The 19,018-nt window shown below is 61.9% G+C and carries 13 protein-coding genes; 8 read left to right on the top strand and 5 right to left on the bottom strand.

The genetic code is table 11. From position 1 onward, the window contains the following. Positions 1 to 26 precede the first annotated feature (26 nt). The 4 genes from ACYQ6J_RS05535 to ACYQ6J_RS05550 all read left to right on the top strand — a co-directional run bounded on the left by ACYQ6J_RS05535 (position 27) and on the right by ACYQ6J_RS05550 (position 5,428). Complete coding sequence (locus tag ACYQ6J_RS05535) at positions 27 to 1,424, top strand: TolC family protein (RefSeq protein WP_460183200.1); 1,398 nt, start codon at positions 27 to 29, stop codon at positions 1,422 to 1,424. A gap of 221 nt (positions 1,425 to 1,645) precedes the next feature. Continuing rightward, on the top strand, positions 1,646 to 1,891 hold the full coding sequence (locus ACYQ6J_RS05540; protein ID WP_460183201.1) for a winged helix-turn-helix domain-containing protein: 246 nt from the start codon (positions 1,646 to 1,648) through the stop codon (positions 1,889 to 1,891). Between the two features lie 213 nt (positions 1,892 to 2,104). Then, positions 2,105 to 3,166: a PIN/TRAM domain-containing protein gene (locus tag ACYQ6J_RS05545; RefSeq protein WP_460183202.1), complete on the top strand. Its 1,062-nt coding sequence runs from the start codon at positions 2,105 to 2,107 to the stop codon at positions 3,164 to 3,166. Between the two features lie 207 nt (positions 3,167 to 3,373). Further along, the gene (locus tag ACYQ6J_RS05550; protein WP_460183203.1) at positions 3,374 to 5,428 is read left to right on the top strand and encodes a carboxy terminal-processing peptidase; all 2,055 of its coding nucleotides are present in this window, start codon (positions 3,374 to 3,376) and stop codon (positions 5,426 to 5,428) included. 170 nt (positions 5,429 to 5,598) lie between these two features. On the opposite strand, the gene ACYQ6J_RS05555 is transcribed toward ACYQ6J_RS05550, so the two are convergent. From ACYQ6J_RS05555 to ACYQ6J_RS05565, 3 genes are all read right to left on the bottom strand, one after another. Beyond that, positions 5,599 to 6,945 carry a Gfo/Idh/MocA family protein gene (locus ACYQ6J_RS05555; protein ID WP_460183204.1) on the bottom strand — a complete coding sequence of 449 codons (1,347 nt, stop codon included), beginning with the start codon at positions 6,943 to 6,945 and terminating at the stop codon, positions 5,599 to 5,601. A 383-nt stretch (positions 6,946 to 7,328) separates the two neighbouring features. Further along, the gene (locus ACYQ6J_RS05560; RefSeq protein WP_460183205.1) at positions 7,329 to 8,309 is read right to left on the bottom strand and encodes a PEP-CTERM sorting domain-containing protein; all 981 of its coding nucleotides are present in this window, start codon (positions 8,307 to 8,309) and stop codon (positions 7,329 to 7,331) included. Between the two features lie 314 nt (positions 8,310 to 8,623). After that, positions 8,624 to 10,567, bottom strand: coding sequence for a hypothetical protein (locus ACYQ6J_RS05565; protein WP_460183206.1), 1,944 nt, complete (start codon positions 10,565 to 10,567; stop codon positions 8,624 to 8,626). A gap of 348 nt (positions 10,568 to 10,915) precedes the next feature. On the opposite strand from ACYQ6J_RS05565, the gene ACYQ6J_RS05570 reads away from it, so the two are divergent. Then, positions 10,916 to 12,340 carry a CAP domain-containing protein gene (locus ACYQ6J_RS05570; RefSeq protein WP_460183207.1) on the top strand — a complete coding sequence of 475 codons (1,425 nt, stop codon included), beginning with the start codon at positions 10,916 to 10,918 and terminating at the stop codon, positions 12,338 to 12,340. A 67-nt stretch (positions 12,341 to 12,407) separates the two neighbouring features. Here ACYQ6J_RS05570 and ACYQ6J_RS05575 read toward each other — a convergent pair whose 3' ends face one another. Next, complete coding sequence (locus tag ACYQ6J_RS05575; protein ID WP_460183208.1) at positions 12,408 to 14,129, bottom strand: hypothetical protein; 1,722 nt, start codon at positions 14,127 to 14,129, stop codon at positions 12,408 to 12,410. 450 nt (positions 14,130 to 14,579) lie between these two features. On the opposite strand from ACYQ6J_RS05575, the gene ACYQ6J_RS05580 reads away from it, so the two are divergent. Beyond that, positions 14,580 to 14,798 carry a small basic protein gene (locus ACYQ6J_RS05580; protein WP_460183209.1) on the top strand — a complete coding sequence of 73 codons (219 nt, stop codon included), beginning with the start codon at positions 14,580 to 14,582 and terminating at the stop codon, positions 14,796 to 14,798. A 155-nt stretch (positions 14,799 to 14,953) separates the two neighbouring features. Continuing rightward, on the top strand, positions 14,954 to 16,225 hold the full coding sequence (locus ACYQ6J_RS05585) for a nickel-dependent lactate racemase family protein (protein WP_460183210.1): 1,272 nt from the start codon (positions 14,954 to 14,956) through the stop codon (positions 16,223 to 16,225). Between the two features lie 110 nt (positions 16,226 to 16,335). Here ACYQ6J_RS05585 and ACYQ6J_RS05590 read toward each other — a convergent pair whose 3' ends face one another. Next, on the bottom strand, positions 16,336 to 17,262 hold the full coding sequence (locus ACYQ6J_RS05590) for a 4Fe-4S dicluster domain-containing protein (protein ID WP_460183211.1): 927 nt from the start codon (positions 17,260 to 17,262) through the stop codon (positions 16,336 to 16,338). A gap of 201 nt (positions 17,263 to 17,463) precedes the next feature. Here ACYQ6J_RS05590 and ACYQ6J_RS05595 point away from each other — a divergent pair, with 201 nt between their 5' ends. After that, positions 17,464 to 19,017 carry a hypothetical protein gene (locus tag ACYQ6J_RS05595; protein WP_460183212.1) on the top strand — a complete coding sequence of 518 codons (1,554 nt, stop codon included), beginning with the start codon at positions 17,464 to 17,466 and terminating at the stop codon, positions 19,015 to 19,017. The last annotated feature ends 1 nt before the right edge of the window (position 19,018 follow it).

Raw genomic sequence — 19,018 nt, forward strand, 5'->3', positions numbered from 1 at the left:
TTACCGCGCTGGAGGGGTGATTCGGAATGACGGACCGTTCGGCGAGGCCGCGAATCGTATGGCGGATGGCCAAAGGGCTGCTAGCGACGGCGGCTTTGGGATTACCTTACGCGATGACAGGGCCGGCGACCATGCCGCGCGCCGCGGCGGAGACGGGGGCACGCAACTTTAGCGATCCCCCCGGCGCGGCCGTCATCTTTGTGGAGGAGGCGCCGGCGGCGGAGCCTGCCCCTACTCCCGCTGATTCTTCGCCCGAGCTAACACTGGAGGAACTGGAGCAATTGGCCTTGCGGCACCATCCGGCGCTTGTGCGTGCCGAAGCCCTGGTGGGCGCGGCCCAAGGGCGGCAAATTCAAGCCGGTTTGCCCAACAATCCCTCGATCGGCTACGACGGACAGCAGATCGGCAGCGGCGGTCGGGCGGAACAGCACGGGATCTTCGTGGAGCAGGAATTTCGCCTCGGCGGCAAGCGGCAACTCGATGAAGCGGTGGCGGCACGTGAGACGGCCCTGGCTCGCGGCGATTGGGAGACCCGGCGGCGGCAGGTCCTGACCGAGGTGCACATCGCCTTCCACGAGGCCGCCGTCGCCATGCGGAATGTGGAATTGGCCGACAGCCTGGTGAAAATCAGCTCCGAGATCGAGCGGACGCTGGCGGCGCTGTATCAGGCGCAGGAGGTAACCCGGGCGGCATGGTTGGAGTCGCGTTTGGAAGCGGAATCCGCTCGGCTGATGGAAAAGAAGGCGGAAGAGCGCTACGCGGCCGCGCGGCGGAAGCTGGCGGCGACCGTCGGCGTTGCGGAGTTGCCCCCGCAGCCCTTGCGACCGGAACCGAGCGACTTATCGGAACCGGAAGATTTCGAGGCGGTTTGGCGACGGATTCGCGTGTCCAGCCCGGAACTGCTCCGCGCGGGTCGAGAAGTGGAGCGCGCCCGGGCCGTCCTCCGCCGCGCTTGCGCCGAGGCCGTCCCCAACCTCACGGTCCAGGGATTGGTCAACGTGATCGACAACGGCGCAGAGGGGACCACGAACGGCGGTATTTCCGTCAGTCTTCCGGTGCCGATTTTCAACCGCAACCAGGGGGCGATCATGCAGGCCCGTTATGAACTGTCGGCCGCCGAAAGCGCCGTGCGGGAACTGGAGTTGGAACTTCGCGGGCGCTTGGCCGAGGTTTACGCGCGTTATCGGCAGGCCTGGACGGAAGCGGAACGCTATCGCTCCTCGATCCTTCCGACCGCCGAAGAAGTGCTGAACTTGACGCGAAAGTCGTACCAGGCGGGAGAGGCGAGTTTCGCCGATCTGCTGTTGGCCGAGAGATCGTACGTACAAAAACAGGCGGAGTACTTGGAGGCCTTGCTGCGGTTTCGTACGGCCGAAGCGGAGATGGCGGGCGATTTGGTGACGCTTTCCTTGGCTTCTCCTTGATCCTACGTTTTTTGGACGAAGGCGGCTCGCCTGCCGTAATACTTGCGCATTCCCGCCAATCCACGCCGCCGACCCGATTTCACCCTCTTTTCGCGTGAATTGCCGTTCGCACGCTTGCCCGGGCCGTATTGCCAAGGTATCTTGACCGGTGAGGATTGCGGGACGGTGGCTTCCAAGCGGCTGTCCAGCCCTGGGAAGACGGACCGCGTTTGGGGCTTCCCTTGACGACGGTAGGTGGTGCTATGGCCGCCGCGGAGGATTATGTCGCTCGCATCGGAACGACGGCGGGTTTGGTGTGGAATGCCTTGCACGATCGGGGCGCCATGTCTTTGAGCCGATTGATCAAAGAGGTCGGCCGTCCCCGCGATGAGGTCATGCAGGCCGTGGGCTGGTTGGCCCGCGAAGATAAGCTCGCCTTCCAAAACCAAGGCCGGACGCGAACCGTGACTCTCAAGGAATCCGGCTGATAAATCCGGCGCGGCTACCGCGAAGACAACGAATCCGTAACGAAGCCGTTGACCGGCCCACGCCTCGGAACTACGGCGAAGAGATTTGCGCAACTTTCGCCCCGCCGCGCGACGGAATAAAATAGCGTCTTCCCGTGGTTGCGTTTTTCCAAATAACGGGGGACCGGGCTGGTGGTATCCCTGCGTTGGAGTTTCGGAACAGGAAAGGGCAGTATGGCGCTCGCGGTATTACGTTTCATCTTTCTGGTCGTATTGGCCGGCGTGGCCGTCGTGGTCATCAAGTCCGGGCTTTATCCCACCGATTCCGCCTGGATCGCCTGGCTACTGGTTTTGGGCATCATGGTGCTCGGCGGAGTCGTCATTGCCCTCGACGTCCTGTTTCCACGAAAACCGCTGCACATCATTTCTTCCGTCTATTTCGGGCTGATTGTAGGGCTGTTTCTGGCCTACGTGGCGGGCGTGGCCCTCACCCCGATTTTCGAAAGCCTGCAATCGCCCGACAACGTCCGCAACGTGGTGCAGTTGATCCTGGCCGCAGTGCTCTCCTACACCTGCATAAGCTTTCTGATGCAAACCAAGGACGACTTCCGTTTCGTCATCCCCTACGTGGAGTTCAGTAAAGAAGTCCGCGGTCGCCGACCGTTCATCCTCGATACGAGCGTGGTCATCGACGGGCGTATCGCCGATCTCGTCGAGGCCAATTTGTTCGACAGTCGCTTGGTCTTGCCGCGATTCGCCATCTCCGAATTGCAGGCCGTGGCCGACAGCGCGGATAAGTCGAAACGCGCGCGAGGCCGCCGCGGTCTGGATATCCTCAACCGCCTCCGCAACAATCCCGAGGTGGAGATGGAAATCTTCGATCGCGACCTGCCGGAATTCGCGGGCCAACCCGTCGATCTCAAACTGGTGGCCCTGGCCAAGCACCTGGAAGGCAAACTGGTCACGAACGACTTCAACCTCAACAAGGTCGCCCGCGTCCACGGCGTGCCGGTCATCAACATCAACGACTTGGCCAACGCCCTCAAGCCGCACTTCCTGCCCGGCGAACACATCCAAGTTCGGTTGGTGCGTCCCGGCGAAGAAGAGCGGCAAGGGGTGGGCTATTTGGACGACGGCACGATGGTGGTCGTGGAAGACGGGCGGGAGTACGTCGGCAAGACGATCTACCTCACCGTCACCAGCGTCTTGCAAACCAGCGCCGGTCGCATGATTTTCGGTCGATTCGAACGCATGGAAATGAGCCAAGGCGGAAATCGAACCGGCAATACGGCCTGAAGGGGGTCGGCGATCCGCCCGAACGCCCCGCTGAAAGCAGCGCCCCAAGGGATGTTTTGACCTTTGCAGGTTCCGCCGTGTGCGTACAATAGCAAAAGACCGTCGCCCACGTTCTCTTTTCGGGTGTGGGGTGCCCCCTCCCGGAGACTTGGGACACGGCGGCGGATTGCGTGGACTTTCTCCTTTCTTCCAACGAGTGGATCTAGCATGTCTCGATTCTTGACCTCCCGGCCCTCTGCCGGGCCGATCTGGGCCGTTCTGTTGTCGTTGATCGTAACCATTCCGGCTTGCGGGGATCCTGCCGGACCTCGAACGCAAGATCGCCACATCGCGCAGAGCGTGGCCTTGCTTTTGCCGCGGCAGCACCTCACCCGCCACCCGCTCGACGCGGAGATATCGCAGCGGGCGATGGGGCTGTTCCTCAAGGCCCTCGATCCCATGAAGTTGTACTTCTACCAAAGCGATGTGGACCGATTCACCCAACAGGCGAATCGGATCGCCGAGTCCGTGAAAAAGGGCGACGTCAGCCTGGCCTACGAGGTCTTCGACGTCTACTTGAAACGATTGGACGAGCGCGTCAAGCTCGCCCTGGAACTGATCCGGCAACCGCACGACTTTACGGTGAACGAGGAAATCGTCCGCGATCCCGACGAGCTGACCTATCCCAAGGACGCCGCGGAAGCCCATGACCGCTGGCGCAAGCGAATCAAGCTCGATCTGCTGGTGCTGAAGTCGGACAAGCAATTGGAAGGTCAAGCCGCCGTCGATAAGCTCAACAAGCGCTACGAGAGTTTCGGCAAGCGGATGCATCAGACCGATGAAGACGAGCTGCTGGAAATCTATCTCACCGCGATTTGCGAATCGTACGATCCGCACACCAGCTACATGTCGCCAGAGACGCTGGAAAACTTCGACATCACGATGAAGCTGGAACTCGAGGGCATCGGGGCGGCTTTGCAATCCGAGGACGGCTACACGATCGTCAAGAGCATCATCCCCGGCGGGGCTGCCGCCAAGGATGGGCGACTCAAAGTCGAGGACAAGGTCGTCGGCGTGGGCCAGGGTGAATCGGGCGAGATCGTCGACGTCGTGGACATGAAGTTGTCCGACGTGGTGCAACTCATCCGCGGCAAACGGGGTACGGTGGTGCGATTGGAGGTCTTGCCCGCCGCCGGCGGTGCCAGGCAGGTTTACGCCATCACCCGGGAACGCATCGAACTGAAGGATAGCGAGGCGAAGGGTCGCGTCTTCGAACAGGGCAACCGTCCCGACGGCAAGCCCTACCGCATCGGCGTGATCGACTTGCCCAGCTTCTACATGGATATGAGCGGTGCCAGATTGGGCATCCCCGAGTTCCGCAGCACTACCCGGGACGTCCGCCGCATCCTCGACGATTTCAATCGCCAAGGCGTGGACGCCGTGATCTTGGACCTCCGCAAGAACGGCGGCGGTTCGCTGCAAGAGGCCATCAATCTGACCGGGCTGTTCATCCCCTCCGGTCCCGTCGTCCAGGTCAAAGACGCCGTCGGCCGGGTCTCCGTGTACGACGACGAAGACACGAGCGTGGCCTGGAACGGACCGCTGATCGTGGTGATCAGCAAGTTCTCCGCCAGCGCCAGCGAAATCTTGGCGGGTGCGATTCAGGACTACCATCGCGGGCTGATCGTGGGCGACGCCAGCACCCACGGCAAGGGCACCGTGCAAAGCCTGATGGATTTGGGCCAGCAGTTGTTCCGCCTGCCCAACGCCCCCAAGTTGGGCGCCCTCAAAATCACCATCCAACAGTTCTATCGACCGGATGGCGACAGCACGCAGAACCGAGGGGTCCCCGCCGATATTACGCTCCCCTCCATCACCGATCATCTGGAGGGCATTGCCGAGTCCGACCTCAAGTACGCCCTGCCCTTCGACCGCATCGATCCGGCGGAGTACAAGTCGAGCGGCGATGTCGATCCCTCCGTGATCGACTACCTCAAGACCCGCTCCGCGGAACGGGTAGCGGCCTCGAGCGACTTCCAAAAGGTGCGACAAGACATCGAGCGGTACCTAGCCCAGCGAGCGCGGAAGACCATCCCCCTGAACGAGGAGAAATTCCTCGCTCAAATCAAGGAATTGGATGCCGACAAGACCGAGCGGTCGCAATTCGAAAAGCTCAGCAACCAGGGCGAGGAGTCCGGCATCGAGCGCGATTACTATCTTGACGAAGTGATCAACATCATGCTCGATTACCTGCAATACCGCGTGGTGGCCAAGAACCGCTAAGGTCGGCCGACCTCGGTCGCAACGAGCGGAAAAACCGCAAGAAATTTCAGCCGCCGGCATTAACCGGCGGCTTTTTGCGATGTTAGATCCCCCTGTCGTCTCCGCATCGAAATGCGGGAACGCTCCCGGCCACGGGGTGGTCGATTCGGGGTTGTTGCTTCGCAGGGGTATCAGGTGAAGCGGTATCGTCCCGGCATGGCGACCGGCGGGACGGGCAGCGGGCCGAATTCGTAAAGTTCCGGGCCGAGTCGCGTCGTGGACTGCATGGCCTCGTCCCACGAAACCGCCTGGCCGCTGTAGGCCGCCTCGCGGCCGATGATGCCCGTCATCGTGCTCTCGGCGACGTTTTGAGCCTCGTTGATGGGCTTGCCTTCGCGGATGCTCGCGATCAGGTCTTCGTGTTCCCGTTCGTAGGGATTGGGGTTTTCGCCGCGGTACCGCCAGCGTTCGCCTTCCGCCTGGATGGATTGGGCGCAGTCGCTGCGGCCCTTGCTTCCGATCACGGCCTCCGCCACGATGCCCTGGCAACCATTGATTTGCCGCGCCTGGCTGAAGACCGTCACGCCGCCCGGATACTCAAACTCCACGGCGAAGTGATCGAAAATGTGACCGAACTTGGGATCGGTGCGGACCTGCCTGCCGCCGACGGCGGATACGGCGCGAAGGGGATGCGAGCCGATGACCCAATTCATGACGTCCAGATTGTGGACGTGCTGCTCGACGTAGTGATCGCCCGACAACCAAGTGAAGTAGTTCCAATTGCGGAGTTGCCACTCCATGTCGGTCCACTCAGGCCGGCGTTCGACGACCCAGATTTCGCCGCCGTTCCAGTAGGCCTTGGCGTAGATGATGTCGCCGATGGCGCCGTCGTGAATGCGTTGGATCGTTTCGCGGTAGCTCAGTTGGTGCCGGCGTTGGGTCCCCGCGGCGATGCCGAGGCCCTTTTGCGCGGCCAATTCGCCGGCCTGCATGACGAGCTTGACGCCGGGCACATCGACGGCGGCGGGTTTTTCCATGAAGACGTTCTTACCCGCCTCCACTGCCGCCATCAGGTGGGCCGGTCGAAAATGAGGCGGTTCGGCCAAGATCACGTAATTGATTTCCTCGACGGCCAGCAATTGCTTGTAGGCGTCGAAGCCCGTGAAGCAATGCTCGTCCGGTATCTTGATGTTGAGTTTCTCCAACTGGGCACGGCACCCTTGCAAACGATCGGGGAAGACGTCCGCCAAGGCGACCACCCGGATGTTCGGCCGAGCCACGGAGGCGTTCTCGGCCACGTCTTCGGTGTGATAGCCTGCCGACGGATAGATGACGTGGGTAGCGGCCCCCAGGGCGTTCAGTACCGCACCCGTCCCGCGTCCCCCGCAGCCGATCAGGCCAATCTTTACTTGGAAGTCGTCGTTCAGCGCGCCGTGGACCGTGCGCCACGAAACGGCAGCGGCGGCAACCCCCAGGGTCGTGTCGCGGACGAACCGCCTGCGCGAAATGCCGGAACCGGTGGAAGACGATCGTGTCATAGTCTTGGCTCCTCTTGGGACAAAGTTCGTTGGAAGGCAGAGGTTGCGACTCGCCGCGGAATCGTTCCCGAGCGTTTGCCGCGTCGGGGCAAGGGGCGCCGGCCGGCGACGAAACGGACACCCCGGCCGACGGCTCCGGCCCGCGCGAACTCCCCCTAGCATAGCTCCACACTTCCAGGGCAGGCAAGCACACGGGACGCACCGCGGCGAAACTCAATCCGCGGGGGTATGCAGCGAACGATGGCGACCTCGTTCGCTTCCGGTTCATGATTCCATGTGTCGTGTCAGTTTTGTCATGTACGCAACCAAAAACCGGGGCGACAAATGCCTCCCCGGTCTTCAGATTCACGACGCGTCTGGAGAAAGCCGCCTACTGCATGACGTCATACTTTCTTTCTTCGACGTGCCAATCGCCATCCCGCAGCGGTGATCCCCAGCGCTCCCAGAGCTATCAGCGAGGTAGGTTCCGGCACAATTTTCGCATTGTGGCTAAAAAAGTATTCGCCGGGCTGAAGAGTAATCGGGGAATCTAGATCGTACTCCAATCTCCAGATGGGGTCCTCCCACACAAGATTGTTACTAGCATCATAAAACTTCCTTTTGACTCCGGTGTCGGACACAGAAAAACTGCCAGCGCGGAAGGCCGAACCGGCCACAGTTTCAGATGACAAGACATCTCCGAAGAATCCCGCCGTGAGAGCAGGCATCAAGTGGCCGCTGTCAACTCCTTGTCCAGCTACCGAATTGAAGATGTTCACTGCATATCCAATCATTGGATTGTGAGGATTGAAGGTTACGAATGGGCCATTGACCGGGTCAACGGTGGCACCGTTACCATCGAAATAGGCCACAATTTTTGTTACCGTCGTTGCCTCGTTTAACTTGAAATATCCCGCATAGATCCAATCAAAATTATTGGACATGCTATACCCTCGGTATAAGCCGGGGGTGGGATTCCCAGGGCTGGTAGAGTTGTCGTAGTAGTTCCCGTAAGTACCGTCCTCGATTCCGTTGTTATCAAAAACGATGGAAGTTCCGTTATACAGCGTCATAGCGAAACCGGCATTCTGCGGAAACCAATCGTCCCGAATCCATGTCGCCAATGGATAGGCCCCCCCCGTAAGCACAGTGTTCCAGTCCGGATCGTCGAACAGGAATCGGAACACCCCGCCGGACGCATTGTCGCCATTGACCGTCTGACCGTTCACGAACTTCCCTCCAGTGACGGCATAGTAATAGTTGTGTGAATCGGTCTGAAACTCGCCGTGACCGTTGAAAAGCAGGCTGTAGTCCGCTGCCCGAACGGAGCCGCACAGCCCCATCAACAAACACATGGCCCCGCTCGCAACCAATAGCTTCCTCATCGTCTGCACCTCCATTAGCCGTCCACCCTACTTCTCCTGTCCGCCAACGATTGACGGACAAACTCTCACTGAACCGCCTCACGCTGAATCACTTTCTCGAACGCGACGCGATTCGCTTGAGCCTTGGCAACCGGAAACCATAATAGTCGTATAGTTTGCCGTGTCAAGCTTTTGCCAACCTTCTCAATACCCCGTAGTTGTAGTACCGAATTTGGCCCCATGGGCGTCTAACCGGAAAGGGGGGATTTCGTTCGGGCTGCTCCCGTATGCTTCCCGCGAACTTACTTTGCTGATACGTGCCATGGCACCCTGCGTCACGGCTTGGCGTCGGCGTTTTTCGCGGCGGTTTGGAGGCTGATCGCCAGCCAACCGTCTTCCATTTGAATGCTCGCCACGCTGAGTGGGCCGGCGGCGGCCCAGTCGCCCTTCAGTTCGATCGGCTCCAATGCGATTTCCGGTCGGAATACCTTCGCGAATCTCCGCTCCAACAGTCGCCGCAACGTCTGCTGCCGAACGGAGAGGCGATCCTTTTGCGGATCGAAATTCGGCGGGAAGGCGGTCGGCTCTCCCTCGCGGACGAGCACGAAGCCGCCGTCTCGCCGCTCGACGCGATACGCCGCGGTAACATCCATTCCCGAATACGTGCGATCCCCTTTCTCGTAGGCCTCGCCGCGGAATTGCACGACCGCGCGGCCGTCATCGAATTGGACCGTGATGGGTCGCGTTTGCGGGAACCGCACGGCCCAGGGTTCCGAGTCCTCCGCCTCCAATTCCGGCGGCAGCTTTCCGAGCAGATCGGTGATGATTTCGCGGAGCCGTTCTTCGCGGACGAACATGCCGGCCAAGGCCCCTTCGGTCATGTTATTGAAAAAGGTCTGGTGAAGCCGAACGGCGATGTCGCCGCCGGGGGAGGCGGGCGGGGCTTCCCCTGCCGCCGGCGTAAAGCGGCATCCGCGTCGGGCTTCCACCCGCAAAGCCCCTTCATCCGTCCCGAATTCGAGGACCTCGGGGAACAGATCGCGATCCATGAGCGGTCGACGGAACCGTTCCTCGAAGGCCGTCCGCAATTGGTTCAGCCGGTCGTTCGCCTCGCCGTCGATGCGACGGTTGAGCCGACGCTCCGCCCGGCGGGAAGCCTCCAACTCCGCCAGCGGCTTTTGCTTGAAGGTGCGTTTCCAAGCGATGTTTTCCACGCAGCGAGAGCGGCACGTCACATCCACGTCCTTGATCTTCGTGCTCGTACGGGCGTCGGCGTCGGCGGGAAGAATCTCGACCCCGGCGGCGGTTATGCGAATTACCTTCCGCGCCGTGAAAGGCGTCTCTCCTTGAGAATAGATGCGAGCCGGGCCGTTGTAGCCGACCGTGTCGGCCGCTATGGATCCGGTGACTTCGATCGCCAATTCGGCACGGTCGGAGGCCGGCAGAAGACGCAGCGTGCGCTCGCCCACAATGTGCCCGGTGCCGCGGACGTCCGTCCCTAGGATTATTTCTCGGACCGGTTCGGTCGTATCCACGGGGGCGGTGAAGCCCTTTGCTAAGAAGTCAGCCGACACCTCCACGAAGAGATTGGATTTTCCGAGTTCTCGCTCCACAACCGCCGCCACCTGCCGTCCCCGGTCCACCAGGTCCAGCCATTCCAAGACGGCTTGGATGCGACTTGCCGCAGCGGGATCGTGCGATTGCCGATAAGCTTGCATCAGCCCGGGCAATTCGTCGAGAGCCTGCCCCAGCTTCTCCGACAGCGAGACGTCGTCCACCGCGCGGGACCGGACGATGAATTGCCGCAGGGCGCGGCGGACCTCGGCGAAGCAGGCGAGTTTCAGACCCTCGTGGCCCGCAGCGAACTTGGCGTGGACGATCTCCAGGGTTTCCAGGGAGGGACCGCCGGGCTTCTCCAGTTCGGCGGTCAACTCGCTCAGCCGCAAGTACTTCCGCCAGTTGTCGCCCTGGGACTTGTCGCGGTTGAGTCGGGCTTGCAACCGGTCCACGGCTTCGATCAGACGCTGTTTGGCGGCGGTGACATCGCTCGCACGAATGGGTTCGATTTGCAGCCGCGCTTGGGCGACGGCCTCCGTCAAGCCGTCCGCCGGGGTTGGGTTCACGGCGGTTTCTTCCGCCGCGGCAAGCGCCGCAAGGAAGCAAACGGCGACCGTCGCAGCGCCTCGGCCTATCCAGCGAAGACGCGCCCAGGCCGAGCGAGCGTTGCCGTGTGACTGATGGAAAGCCGAACCGACCGAACCGAATCGTTCCGCCTTCATGTCGCGATCCTCCTATCAGAGATGAGACTTTGCTCTCCGCCACCCCAACCGCCCAAGCTTCGTAACCGCTATTCTCGCCGCGGTTCCCGTTGATCGGTACGGCGAACCGTTGGGATGGTGCCCATGCTTTCGCAGTGCTTAGTTTATTCCAGACCATTTGGCTGCGAAAGTGTAGCGAATAGGAGGAGTTTATCAGCACAACCCAATAGAGGGGATTGTCTTTTCCATGTCTCACAATCGGCGCAAAGCTTGAAAGTTACCCAAGCTCTGTATTCAATAAAGGCTTGCGCGCCGGTTGCGGTTTGCGGCGCGCCGTCGTTCACGTTGCTTTTCGGTTTGGAGGAGCGTATGTCGGCTTTTCTCTGTACGCAGTCCCTGGGGCGCTCCCTTTCTTTGGGCGGCGCATTCGCGGTGATTTTGCTGACGGGTTTCGTTCACGCGGAAGGTCCGTCCGAGACCGGTCCCAAGGAAGCAGCGCAGGGCGCCGCGTTTTCATCCGTTGCTCAGGATTACGTGACGGCCTTTCGCGCCGCTAGGCAGGCTAACAGGCCGCTGGTCGTGTGTTTCTATTCCGCCGGGCAAAACGAGTGGTGTGGAGAGCTGACAGCGAAATTGGGCGGCGAGGCCTTCGTGGCGTTGGTCGAGATCGGCCATGCGATTCGCAGCGGGGGCAAGGACGTCGTCTTGAGCCAAGATCCGGCCTTTGCGCCGTTGGAAGGCAGGCCGGGGGCGGCGGTGATCGATTTCAGCCTACCCAAGGATTCGCCGGGCTACGCCCGCGCCGGACGGGTGTTTTCGCTGCCGGAGTCGGGGGCGCTCTCGGAAGAGCAACTTGCGGCGATTCGGAGCGCAGCGGTGTTGCCCGGGGCATTGCCGCCGCAATCCGCCAAAAAATTGGCCAAGGAGGGAGCCGCCGCGCCGCAAGCCATGCGGGACGATTCGGTTCGTACGGCCGCGGCATTCCGGCCCGCTCCGCCCTCGCTGACCTGGCTGAACGATTACGCGGCGGCAACGCGGACGGCGAAGGAAGAAAAAAGGATGTTGTTGGTGTACTTGGTACCCGAGGGCGAGGAGCAAGCCGCTTTGCGGGATCAGTTCGAGAAGACGCTGTCCGATCCCACGGTTGCCGAGTTGCTGCCCTCGTTCGTCATGGTGAAGCTGCCTCAGTCGTACGTGATGAAGGAAGAGGATCGGGAGGTCGCCTTGTTGGATCATCCCTCGCTGCAAGAGATGGAGCACAAGCCCGGCTTGTTCATTGTGGATTATGCGTCCGAAGGGGAGGAGTATTCCGGGACTGTGGTCAGCGTCTTTCCGTTTTTGGGCGATCGACCGTACACGGTGGCCCAGATGAAGGTGATTCTGACCCTCCCCAAGGGGACGTTGACGCAGCGGACGATGGTCTATGCGGTAAGCACGCACCCGGAGCATCCCTCCAGCGTGCGAGGGACGCCCGACCCGTATCTATTCGGAGAGGCCGAGAGCCATTCTCGTTACCAGGCGAGGATTCGTCTTCAGGGGCATCATTTTTGGGAAACGCGATTCCACCGCATCTTGGGGCACATCCCGCCGGGCACGCTGGCGAGCGAGGTCTGCGCGGAGAGTTGGCCCGGCCAGGGGTTGCTCGAGGCCGCCATCGAATGCGTCCATAGTTGGAGGCAGTCGTCCGGTCACTGGCGAGCCGTTTCGTCGCCGCAACGGGCGTACGGTTACGACATCAAACGCGGTTCCAACGGCGTGTGGTACGCCACGGGGATCTTCGCCGGTCGCAACTGACTTGGGATCGCCGCGACGGTGTTGAAATTGCCGCCGCTTGCACGCGACGTTAACGCGGCACGCGAGTTTACTTGATGCCGGCCGAGTCCGCGGGCTTGGAGGACAGGGCGGCGCCCTCTTGGGGTTTGCCGGGCGAGGGTTGGGTAGGACGGTCGCCGTCGCCCGGTTGAAGAAACGCCACACCCGCCACGAAATCCTTATCCGCTTCGCCGAAGAGGGGAAGATCCTGATCCTCGACGGTGAAGACCGCCACGTAGTTTTTCCCGTCGGGCGCGGTCAAAAGGTAGTAGATCCAGTGGATCGTCAAATCGTTGACGGACCCCACGGCATGGACGCGGAACATGCGGTGACCGGTGGGACTGGTCCGCTCTTCGAAATCGACAATCCGCCGGAAGCGGTCGCCGAGCAATTGTTTGACCAATTCTTGAAAACCCGTCAGGGATACGTCCTTGGAACCCTCGGCGCTGGGGGCGAAGTTGCACTGGGCAATACTGCGGAGGGAGTCCACGAACCGAAAAGCCGTCAGTTCGTCGCTCTTGCCCACCAGAAACCAGCGGCGGTCATGGAGCAACTGCCACCCCCCCGTTTCATCCCGGTAAAGGAGTCGCTTGGCATCGTCCAGGGGCGGAAAGGTGATCTGCGCCACGGCATCCAGGGGTAGGAGTTGGGGTTTCGGGCGGACGGATCGCTGAAGTTGCAACCGCGCGACGGCCTCGAACCCGCCGTCCACCGCACCCGGTTCACGGTTTTCCCGGACCAGCACGGCCAGCCAGGTGATTTTGCGTTCGGTGATGGGGAATTGAAATCGGCCCAGGATTTCCAGTTTGGTGCCGGCACCCAGGACGCGACCGCTGAGCTTGCCGGAGAATTCGACCCGGCCGATCCCGCCCGGCAGCATTTCCGTGACCCTGGCGGCGACCTCGGCCTCCGTGACGACATCGAGTCCCAACAGGCGGGCCAAAAGATCGGGCTTGAGTTGCCACGTCATGTCTTTTGCGATGGGAGGCGCGGGCAGCAGGAGATCCATCACCGCTGTATTGCCGGGGATGTCGAGCAGGTCCAATTCTTCGCGAGTCAACGGTCCGGTGGGCGAAAAGACCTCGACCCGGCCTTCGGAGATGCTGACCGCCAGGTGCCGCCGTTGCGGTCCGAGTTCCAATTCGGCTTGTTGTCCGCCGATGTTCAATTTGGCCGAGGCCTCGTCGTACCACCTCACCGCCCGGACGGGTTGGGCCGTCCCGTCGCCCGCCGCGAGGATGTCTTCTTCATAGGCGAATCGCGCGTTGACGCTCATGGGGGTGGGTTTCTCCGCCGGGACCGTCGGCTGCAACGTGCCGGACATTTCCAGTTGAGCCTCGACCCAATAGACGGGATGATCGATCTCCGCGGGGGCGAGGGGGCTGGGTCGGGCGGCGACCGGGGGAGTGGCGGGTCGCATGGGGAGCGGCGGGCGCGGCACGCGCGGCGTTTCGACGGCGGACTGCGGCGCCCCCCCCGATGAAGCCTGACCCGGTGTTGATGCCGGGCCTGTCGGTGCCGCCGGTGTTGATAGCGGTTTTCCCGGTTCTCGCAGATTCCGCAAAATACCGACGACGGGGAGTGGCGGCGGTGTCCGAGTTGAGTTTGGTCGGGAATCCGACGTTGCCGACTCCGCAGCGGCCTCGGTGGGCGCGGGTTCGGCTACCTTCGGCACGTCCAAGGAATCCTCCGCCGCGACGCTGAATCGCTCAATCGCAAAGGACCATGTCAGCAGCCATACCACGACGAAGATAGACAGGGTTCGATTCACCGGTTACCTCTTGTCGATCGGTCTCTCGGTCGGGATTAATGCGCGTGACGTCGGCGGCAGTGCCCGAGGCATCGTCAATACGAACGCCCCTGGCAAGATTCGCCGCGAACTGTAGTCGGCGACGGCGTCCCTCGTCAAGACGATTTGCCGGAATGAGTGCGTTGGCAACAACGGCTCAATGCGAAATCGACGAGACTTGGGCACCGTGCCAAAAGAACGGAGTGGATGTAGATACGGCTTTGTAGCGGCGGACTCCGGATGGGACGCCTCTACAGCGGGGGTGGTTCGCGGTTTCGTCCTAATTGTCCTGGAGTTACCGATTTGATATACTCAAGAGTCTTGCCGCTTTCGAAAGGATGAACCGGTATCGATTTACCGTCGCCGCCGGAAATGATTCTCAATATACCCGCTCGTTTGGGTGATGGGCATTCCCAGCATAAGGTGTCTGCCATGACGATGGACAAGAGTTTGCGGATCCGCCGCGCCTTGGTAAAGGTTCGCAGCGTGCTGACGCGGGCGGAACGCATCAAACGCCTGCAAGAGTTGGATCGCTGGAGCGAGGAGAGCCCGCCGGTAGGCCTTCCCAAGGTCCGCGTGCAAAAAATCTCCATGAAGAAGAAAAAGAAGAAGAAGGAAGAGGACGCCGCGGAGCAGGGCAAGGGCAAGTAAGCCGACGGTTCTGATGTCCGTCGGCGGCGGGGTTCGATTCACGGCCGAGCGTTGGATCGCGCCCGACCGCCTCGAAGCGTCCCTCATCGTCGGCCTTTGCGATGCAGGCGATTCGTTGTTCCGGAGCTTGTCGGGCCGCAACGGGAGGTGACCGGATGCGCGTCCTTCTGGACTACGGTCGATCGGGGCTTGCGGTCGAGTTGCCGGACCGCAACGTCGTAAAGGTTTTGCGCTATCGCCCCGCCGAACCGCTGGACGATCCCGACGCCGTCATCCGCAGTCTTCTGGATTCTCCCATCGGTTGTCCCCCGCTCCGGGAGTTGGCTTCCGGACGACGGACGGCCTGCATCGCGGTTTGCGACGTTACGCGACCGGTGCCCAACGCACTCATCCTGCGGCATTTGTTGCCGGTATTGCACGAGGCGGGAATCCGCCGCGAGGACGTGTTGATTCTGGTGGCGACCGGCCTGCACCGACCCAACCTCGGTCGAGAATTGGAGGAGATTCTAGGTCCGGAGATCCCTCGCGACTATCGGATCGAAAATCACGCGGGCGACCGCATCGAGGAGCACGTCTACCTGGGAGAAAGCCCTCGCGGCGTGCCGATTCATATCGACCGCCGGTTCGTGGAGGCGGACCTGAAAATCACGCTGGGTTTGATCGAACCGCACTTCATGGCGGGATACTCCGGAGGTCGCAAGCTGATCTGTCCCGGTTTGGCCGCCCTGGAGACGGTGCGTGCCTGGCACTCGCCGCGGTTCTTGGAGCACCCGCGTGCTCGCGCCGGATGTCTGAATGGCAACCCCGTCCACGAGGAAAACACCTGGATCGCGCGGCGGGCGGGTTGCGACTTCATCGTCAACGTGGTGCTGGATGAGAAGCGGCGGGTCGTGCATGCCGTCGCCGGCGACATGGAGGCCGCCTTCGCGGCGGGCGTCCGCTTCGTCGAAGGGATGGTCCGCGACTCCGTCCCCGAACCGGTGGACGTCGTCGTGACCTCTTCCGCCGGATATCCGCTCGATGCCACGTTCTACCAATCGGTAAAGGGCATGGTGGCGGCGGAACCGATCGTTCGGCAGGGCGGTACGGTCATCGTCGCCGCCGAGATCTCCGAAGGCATCGGCAGTCCCGAGTTCCAGCGCATCTTCCAAGAGAACGACTCGCTCGATGGATTCATGGGAAGAATCACGGGCGAGGACTACTTCCGCATGGATCAGTGGCAATTGGAGGAGATGGCCAAGGTGCGGAGGAAGGCGGAGATCGTCGTCGTGACGCAGGGGCTTTCGCCGGAGGTCTTGACCAAGCTGTTCGTGACCCCCAAAGCGAGAGTGGAAGAGGCGGTGGCCGACTGCCTGCGCCGCTACGGTCCCGACGCAACCATCGCCGTGATGCCCAAGGGACCGTATTTGATTGCCTCGGTCGATTGAAGCCGACGGTGTGAAGCCGACAATGGAGGCCGGACCGGACCGAGCGTCCCTCCAATCCGTGCGACGTGCAGCGGATTCTGCGGTGGGACTTGCGCGGCGACCGGCAGGCGTCAGGGATCCCAGCCCTCCAGTTCGTCCATCCAGCGATCCACGTCGGATGGATTGGAAGGGTCGGCCGAGGGCCCCTTCTCGGGCTTCGACTCTCCTAAACCGTTGTCCGCCACGTAGCGGCGTCGCTCCGCCTCGGCTTGTTGTCGGGTGGAATCGGCCTCTCGCGGGACGCGGCGGGGAGGCGGCGAGAGCGAGATCAGACCGGACGAATCGCCCCCGTGCCCGTTGCCGCCGCCCGCGATGATCGAATCCGCGTAAAGCGGGAACACGATGGCCCCCTCGGGGCAGACCCGAGCGCAGGCCGGGCAACCGGGACGACACGCATCCGGTTGGGCGACGAAGATGCGATGCGCCGTGTCCAGGTCGAAAACGCCGAACAAACAGAAGTTGACGCATTCGTAGCACTGCGTGCAGCGGTCGGGATCGATCACGGGATACCAGCGGGGGCGGACCTCCTCTTCGATGAATTGCCATGCCGGACCGGTCGGTGAAACGGCGGCCCGGGTACGGATCGTCGCGGGACGTCGCTCGCGCAGGAACTCACGAACTTTCTCGGCCAATTCATCCACGATCAGATAGTCGCGGTAATCGAGATACCAGGCGACGCGCCGGCCGGGGGAATCGACGGCGGGATCGCGCCGCCATTCCCGGTCGAGAAGACCGCCCAATTCCACTTCCACGCCGTTGGCCCGCAGCACCAGGTGCGCCGCGCGAGGATACAGCGGCGCCAAGACCAACAGGTCGCCCGGCAATTCCCGCAGGAATTGGAAGACCGGCCCTTGCGGGTCGGCATCGTATAAGTGGGAGACGACGGCGAAGGGGATTTCTTCGCCGACTGCCGCGGCGATTTTCTCGGCCATACCGCGAAAGGCCGGTTCGGGAATGCCGCTCCGCGGACGACTCAACACGACACTGAGGGCGGACATGAGAAGCGAATCCTCACGCGAGGACATTGATTTTCGACGACCTGGGAATCACAGTAACAACGTTCAGTATAAAGGTTTTTTTCTCCGGCAACACTGCTTTCTCCGGCGTCCCTTCGGCAGGGAGGGACCTGCGGACGCGAGACCGGCAAGAGGGCATGGCCGTCGAGAACGGCGAGCGAAACGTGAATCGAGGAACTCGCAATGCAGTGGCTCAAAGAGGCCTATCGCCTGTTCAGCTTTTTGGACGCAGTGTATTTGGCCGGCAACTTTCTGATGCGCCGCAGTCTGCGGTACACGCTGGCCACGATGATGGTCTCCGCCGCCGGTTATTTGGGCAACTTGATCCCGGGCATCCGAACGTACGATGCCCGCGTCGTCCTGTTGTTGCCGCTTTGCGTGGGGCTTTCCATGCTGCTGTTGGGGGTAACCCTGCGCTTGGTGCCGCTCCTCTTCAAGTCGCGCTTGGTCGGCGTGGCCCAAGCGGCCGATCTGGATCTGATGGAAAACTACCGAAAATGGAATCAGGAACGCCATCTGGCTGCGCTCTGGGAGCGCGTCTTCCGCCACGAATGGGCCTTGGGAAGTCACGCGTGCCGCGTTCGGGAACACGCCGAGGAATGCCCGGAATCGCTCAACGGCGAGGAGGGCCTGCCGCAAGATCCCGCCCAGCGCGATGGCGAGTTATTCCTGCGGCGCTGCCGCTTCGCCCTGGATCGACCGCAACCGGAACCCAGGCAGCGTTATTACCTGGGCGTCGATCTGAGGGCGTTGGAGGACTGGTACAACGGCGGCTATTTCGATCCCAACGATCTGAAGCTGAGCGAGCAATACGCCGCGTCGATCACCCTTCAAGCCGTGCGCGAAGAGTTGGGTTGGGGGGTGCGGCGCGCCCTTCGCGACCTGCCGCTGCAGCTAACCGCCAAGCTGTGGTTCCGACTCGTCACGCAAGCTATTAGTTTGCGATTAGGGGAATCGGTGCTACTCCTTAATCGCCGCTTCGATACCGATTACTTCAACGTACAGGCCCTGCTTTGGCCGGGAGAGGAGGACGAAGCTTGGGTCGCTCAATTCGGCCCCGAGGCGAGAACCGTCCTGCTGGCCCAGCGGCGACGATTGCTGGAACGCGTGTTCGGAAGTCGCGAGCAAGGCCGCCGGATGCTGGACCGTTTCCTGCTTCCCAGATTCTTGCTGGCGAGCGCCTTGCGGGCGGCTTATGACCCGGAGTACCTCGACGGAAGCTTGGGATATGATTTGTGGTCCGATCTCCGTTGGGCGGGCGTGCCGACTTGGCGGGCCGAGGAGTTCCGCCGCCTGACCCGACGCGCGCTTCGGAATCGCGAGGTGCTCGCCTCCTCTCTCGCCGATCTTGCCTCAACGCAAGAGATGCCGTCGCAGGGGAACGCAAGCGAGGCCGAAGTCTTGCGCGCCGTCCGGATCGCCGTGCACGTTTCGCCGCGATTGGAGCGACTGTTGGCGAAGATTCGAACCGGTTCCCAGCGATCCAAAACGCGAGCCGAAGCCACACTGAAGGAGAGGTTCGCCGGAATTCGGAAGGAATGTTGCCGCTACTCGGCACGACTGATCGCCCTGCGCGTGCATCACGAATTGACGCGCATTCAAAGGGAGGAGTACCTCCGACTGCTGGAGACGCTCTTCGATTCCTGCCACAGCGTTGGGGCCGACTACAATTCGCTTTCGGCGGTCCCGGCAGGTCGGCGCGGGGAGGCCGACGCCGCCTCGTGGTTGGAGTGGTAAG

This window comes from Thermopirellula anaerolimosa, from assembly GCF_054657335.1.